Raw genomic sequence first — 5,291 nt, 5'->3', positions numbered from 1 at the left:
AAATAGGATTTTTCCGGGAATTGAAATTTTTCAAAAAAAGCCACGAAAAGAGGACGAAAAAAAAGCAAAAAAAAAAAAGGGGGGAAAAAGGGCGGTCAACTAAAATTTTAGTTATTGCAATTATATCATTGGAATAAAGTTGTAAAATCAAAATAAATCCATTTTTTAGGCATTTTTTTTGATTTTAAGGCACTTTTATGTGTAGTTGCTATAGATTGGATGTTTTGTACAAAAATCGTGTCTTAAAATCAAAATATGAGGATTGTAAAGTCTTTGGAATGCCTTCAATTTGTGGGCTGAAAAAATCCTCTCGAAAACTCCTTTTTTGAATGAATTTTGCCAGGGAAAATGAGTCAAAAAAATACCTCAGTTTTAGAGTCCAGAATCGCTCTTTTTTACAGGTGAAATATGATGTGTTGGAAGGACAGTAAAAAGGCGACTCAAAATGTTTTGAGTCGCCTTTTTACTGTGGATAGACACCTTATTTTTTTATTATGAATGAAATGAAAGACTGAATGCAAAAAAAAGAATTGCAAGAGGAAGACTGAACTTTCTCAAAGTGTCTCCAAAGGAGTGTTATGAAAGGTTAAATCACCAATGAACCTGCAATGGCATAGTTTACATTTTATAATATCTCGAAAACATTATTCTGTATTTGCTAAAAAAAATGAAATAGGTATTTGATAGAATTCAGATAATGATTTAAGAAGTTGAACCTTAGGTGGAGATCTATCACTTTCTATGCGTGAATAGGTAGATTGGGAAATCTTGAGTTTGTCTGCAACATACTCTTGAGAAAGTGAGTTTTGATGCCTCAATAAAAGTAGTATCGAACCTATTTTCATAACTAAAAAATTGTTAAGGTAGAATATAAACATTACATAAATATATGTAAAAGCCTGTAAATAAAATGATAAGTGTGGTTTTTTTTATTCAAAGTTTGCAATCCGTTAAAGATATGATAGTGTACCTATGGGATATAAATATTTTTTAGTATAACTCTATTTTATTCATTTTTGAATAAAACAAATGATATAGACTAACGTATATTTAGTCTAATAATATTGGTTAATTACTAACTTTTAAACTCTAATAATTATGAAAAGAAATTATCAATTATTATTTGTATTTTCATTTATTTGTTGCTCCTTTTTTACAGGTTGTAAGGGTGTAGAACAACCATTAGATGAAACATCTTATATTCAAAAAGTATCATTAAAAGAAATTACACAAATAGACAGAAGTAATGAAGCATTCCAGACATTTCTTCAATCTGAAACATTCTCTCTTTTAAAAGAGTCCCTTGGTCAGATTAACATTAACACTGTTCAATCTGTAACATTTGACAATCCTCAGTTAAATGGATATATAATTAATATTACAGACCAAAATGATTTCAAAAGAGATATTATGACTGTATATAAGGCCGAAAGTCCTAATACATTCACTTCTCTGATCAGAGAAAGTAATATCATCAATAATAATGGGAAATATAATGGAGATGTTAAATGGTATAATGCTGCCTATGAGAAAATAAACGAAATGACAATCAAAGATAATCGTATTTCACATTTCCAACTTTATACATCAGGTAATAGATTTTCAATAAAAGGAGCGAAATTTGCTTCTATAAAACGTTGTGTATGGCAATGTACAAGTGAAGATTTTAACTGTGAGTATCAGAACGCAAAAAATACATGTGAAAGTGATGCTTTATGTGATTTTGCATGCTCTTTTAACCCTTGTGCTGTAACATATGTGGCTGCTGCTGTTATTGCATGTACTGTTTGTGGTGTACAATAATCTCTAATATAACTTTTATATAATCATGAAAAAATTTATTGCCCTTTTTCTAATTGGAAGTTTATTTATATTAGTAGGATGTTTTTTATTTATAACATCTAAAGCTGTTATGTTAGGGAAAAGTCTATTAGTACTAGGTACTCTAATAGAATTTTCATGTCTTTTTATATTCTTGTTACAAAAGGGTTTTAAGCAAAAAACATAATGTTTATGATTTAGCTGTGGTCTCACAGTGAGACCACAGCTAAATATATAGCGTCTAGTAAAAATATTTTTTAGCAGTTTTAGGATTATTACTTCTTAAAATCTCGACTCTTTTTTGAAATTCAGAGACTTTTGTTTGCGCTTCAATCAATCTTTCATCATCTGAGTTTTTAAACCAAGAATATCCAACAAAGCTTAATGCCAGGCTAAGAGCTCCAATGTAAATTACAAAGGGTCTCCAGCCAGTGAACCCGTAGAAGTCTTTTTGAAGGCTTAAACGAACATTCACCTCCTGGAGCTTTTCACTTCTTACTGCTCGAATAGATTCATGAGCCATACTACTCAAGTTGGTAATTTCATCTTTCGTACTGCTAAGTACTCTATCATGCTTTTTTAATTCTTCCCTTAAGGCTGAAATTAATACTGAGTCATCAACTCTAATTGACATAGATTCTAAATGACCCTTAATTTCGTGCGATATTTGACTTGTATTGAATTTATTTGGCTCAGGAGTATTTGTCCCTTGTTTTTTAATTTCTGATTGAATCTCGGCAAATTTTGAGTTAAGGAGATTGGTTAAATCTGTTTTCAAATCTTCAATTACTTGCATAATGCTAATTTTTAACGTCTAAATCCTTGATTTTTCTTTTGAGATAATTCTTTGTTGAGTTCGGTATATTGTTGTACTAACTGATTGTACTTATTTAGTAAATCTTCCTTATCTTCCTGTAAAAGAGCTAGTTCTTTTTCTGATTTAGACTTTATATAGTCTAAGTTAATTTGTTGAAGTTGAGTCTCATCTTTGAGATTTTTTTGTTGATTCTTTAATTCCTGAAGGTCTAAGCCATAAATCTGTTTGAGTCTTTTAGCTTCAGCTTCAATTTTATACGCAATAGCAGTCAAATGCTTAACTTCACTACTTTGTCCTCGCTCAAGTCCTAAAGTGTCAGCCACTAGGGTTTGAAGTGCAGCCATGTCTTGCTTGTTGAGTTTAAGGCTTTTTCCAGTAGCATGGTCTGTCCAGTCAAATACCATGTGGGCGTGATAATTAGGTTTCCACTGGTCGCCATCCCAATGCCCTTCATCTTTGTGAGTATAGGCCTGAATAGTTTTTATACCAAAGTTTTTCTCAAGTTCATGAGCTAACGTTTTTAGTTGCTCAATTCCAGTTGTCTCTTCAATGATCAAGACACCTTCTCTAATTGGAGTAGCCTTGTCTTGCATAGCTCTTCTTGTTAATTTCTTACAATTCTCTTTTAAGAACTTTGTACGTTCATGGATAGACGTTAGAGAAAAAGACTCATTCAAATGGCTCAAGTCTTTGCGAACATAGCTGAGCTCTTGTTGTCGATTATTGTGTCTTTCAGAACCTGATTTTACAGGTAGAATATGAATTGAACTCTTTGTCATAAGCATTAAAAATTTGTTTTAAAAAAGCTCCGCAGGACACACGAAACTAGGAATGATAAAACGCAACAAAGTGAGTATTTATTGTTCCTAGTTATAGTGTGCTATAATTACTCGAAAAAATATCAACAAAAACACCTATTTTAGCATTGGAAATGTTAAAATAGGTGTTTTTCATATTTATAAATAAAAATGAGTAAAGAAGAATTCAATAAAACAGGTTTTCATAAAGGAGATTTTGTTATCCTAACACATAAAAATGTGAACATAGGAATCACTATTCATGAAATTATTGACAGAGGCAACGATGTTGTTTTGCAAACTTCTAGTCAAGGATATTTAATGAATTTTAAGGTTAGTGAGATAACAAAAATTTGGAGGTAAGTATTAGGGATTCATAACCTCCTTAAAATCAAAAAAACGTGCGACGTAGTCGACGTAAGCCGAAGATGTGCGTGGGTAAAAAGTTTGTCATGGGATTAAGATTTGATTGAGAAAATTAGTGTCCTTCGGATAGTGTGTAACAAAGTAGATTTGGGATGTTCATAAGGAAACATCTCAAATCTACTTTGTGTACGAGTGTGAGAATTGCTATCAATCATCGTCCTCATCCATCCCATATTCGTTTTGTAGAATACTCCTTATGTATCCGGCTTTATTGTTAATGGTTGACCATCGAGGTGAGCTACTGAGCTTATCAATTCTGTTAGCAAAGTCTTTAAGGTTTTCATGGTTAGCCAAAGCTTCAATAGCTTTATCAACCGTTGTCGAATTGTTAAAGATGTTACTTAGGAAATTAAAGACAAAAATGAGGTCAGTATTTTGAGCTTTCTCTTTTTCCTTTTCTTTCTTCTTTGTGTGAATAGTGAACAACCATTTTTTTACAGAACCGCCTCTACCTCTTCCACCTCTTTCCTCAGTGTATGTAAAGAAGAGGTCTGAAATCCCTTGCTCATACATCATTTTAAGCTCGGCTTGAGCTGTTTCAATAACTTTTTCTTTTAAACTTCCTATTTGTAATTTGAGTAATAAAATCTCTTTTAGTTTCTCGGGTGTAAATTCGAATTTTCCGACCGACCTCCATTGGCAACAAAATTCATAGAACCTTTGAGAAAACTTACTTTGCAGAGTCATCAATACAGTAGCTTCCAAAATAGAATACTGTTTAGAAAGCTCATAGAGATATGGTAATACATCCCTTGATATTGAAATTTCCAGCCCTTTATTTTTATGATATTTTCCTCTTGTGAGAAATCCAGTTTCAATCCATCCATCGTCAGGTAAATCGATAGAAAAGTCCTTTTTTCTAAGTGAAATTACAGCCTTTCTGTAGTCTCTAAATCTGTTGTCAGATTTGTCAAATTTGGATAGTAAAGCTTCCGGAATAAAGAGGTCTAATTCTCTTGAAAAGAACTCCTCTGTAACCCCATTTTTTACGATTTTTTCGACTTCCATGAGAGCATGATAAATTAGACGTTTTTCAGTAACGGAATAATCGTATCTAGCTTTGGTAATTGCATTACTTTGTAAGAATTTATAAGGCTCCATATATTACTTTTTTATTTAACACCAAATAAAAACAAAGATTTTAAAAAGGGGAAATTAAATGCCCTTTTTTCCGTCAAAAAGTGTTAAAATACCCCCTTTTTTTCCGTCAAAAGGTGTTAAAATCCCGTCAAAAGGTGTTAAAATAGTGGTGTAACTTGTTGATTTTCAATGCGTTGTGAGGGCCTAAATTATGCAAAATATTTTTTTGAAAAATTGCAAATGCGTTTTTTTGGCGGTTTAGGGTTGAAAAAAAAATAGGATTTTTCCGGGAATTGAAATTTTTCAAAAAAAGCCACGAAAAGAGGACGAAAAAAAAGCAAAAAAAAAAA

At 31.8% G+C, this 5,291-nt stretch carries 6 protein-coding genes; 2 read left to right on the top strand and 4 right to left on the bottom strand.

Translation table 11 applies throughout. The features are described 5' to 3' along the window. Positions 1 to 644 precede the first annotated feature (644 nt). On the bottom strand, positions 645 to 845 hold the full coding sequence (locus GVN22_RS28515; RefSeq protein WP_166554064.1) for a helix-turn-helix transcriptional regulator: 201 nt from the start codon (positions 843 to 845) through the stop codon (positions 645 to 647). A 253-nt stretch (positions 846 to 1,098) separates the two neighbouring features. Here GVN22_RS28515 and GVN22_RS26715 point away from each other — a divergent pair, with 253 nt between their 5' ends. Further along, the gene (locus GVN22_RS26715) at positions 1,099 to 1,803 is read left to right on the top strand and encodes a hypothetical protein (RefSeq protein WP_166554063.1); all 705 of its coding nucleotides are present in this window, start codon (positions 1,099 to 1,101) and stop codon (positions 1,801 to 1,803) included. Between the two features lie 259 nt (positions 1,804 to 2,062). Here GVN22_RS26715 and GVN22_RS26710 read toward each other — a convergent pair whose 3' ends face one another. Continuing rightward, a complete protein-coding gene (locus GVN22_RS26710) occupies positions 2,063 to 2,617 on the bottom strand; it encodes a hypothetical protein (RefSeq protein ID WP_166554062.1) in 555 nt (184 codons plus the stop codon). Between the two features lie 11 nt (positions 2,618 to 2,628). Then, entirely contained in the window at positions 2,629 to 3,417 is a 789-nt protein-coding gene (locus GVN22_RS26705) for a hypothetical protein (protein WP_166554061.1), read from the bottom strand. A 189-nt stretch (positions 3,418 to 3,606) separates the two neighbouring features. Here GVN22_RS26705 and GVN22_RS26700 point away from each other — a divergent pair, with 189 nt between their 5' ends. Continuing rightward, positions 3,607 to 3,798, top strand: a complete 192-nt coding sequence (locus GVN22_RS26700; RefSeq protein WP_166554060.1) for a hypothetical protein — start codon at positions 3,607 to 3,609, stop codon at positions 3,796 to 3,798. A 210-nt stretch (positions 3,799 to 4,008) separates the two neighbouring features. On the opposite strand, the gene GVN22_RS26695 is transcribed toward GVN22_RS26700, so the two are convergent. Then, positions 4,009 to 4,962: a replication initiation protein gene (locus GVN22_RS26695; protein ID WP_166554059.1), complete on the bottom strand. Its 954-nt coding sequence runs from the start codon at positions 4,960 to 4,962 to the stop codon at positions 4,009 to 4,011. Between the last annotated feature and the right edge of the window lie 329 nt (positions 4,963 to 5,291).

Origin of the sequence: Cellulophaga sp. BC115SP (assembly GCF_009905545.1) — a bacterium.
In the GTDB taxonomy this organism is placed as follows: Bacteria; Bacteroidota; Bacteroidia; order Cytophagales; family Spirosomataceae; genus Flectobacillus; species Flectobacillus rivi.
Note: the sequence above shows the minus strand (reverse complement) of the source record. Positions and strands in the feature narration are given on the sequence as shown.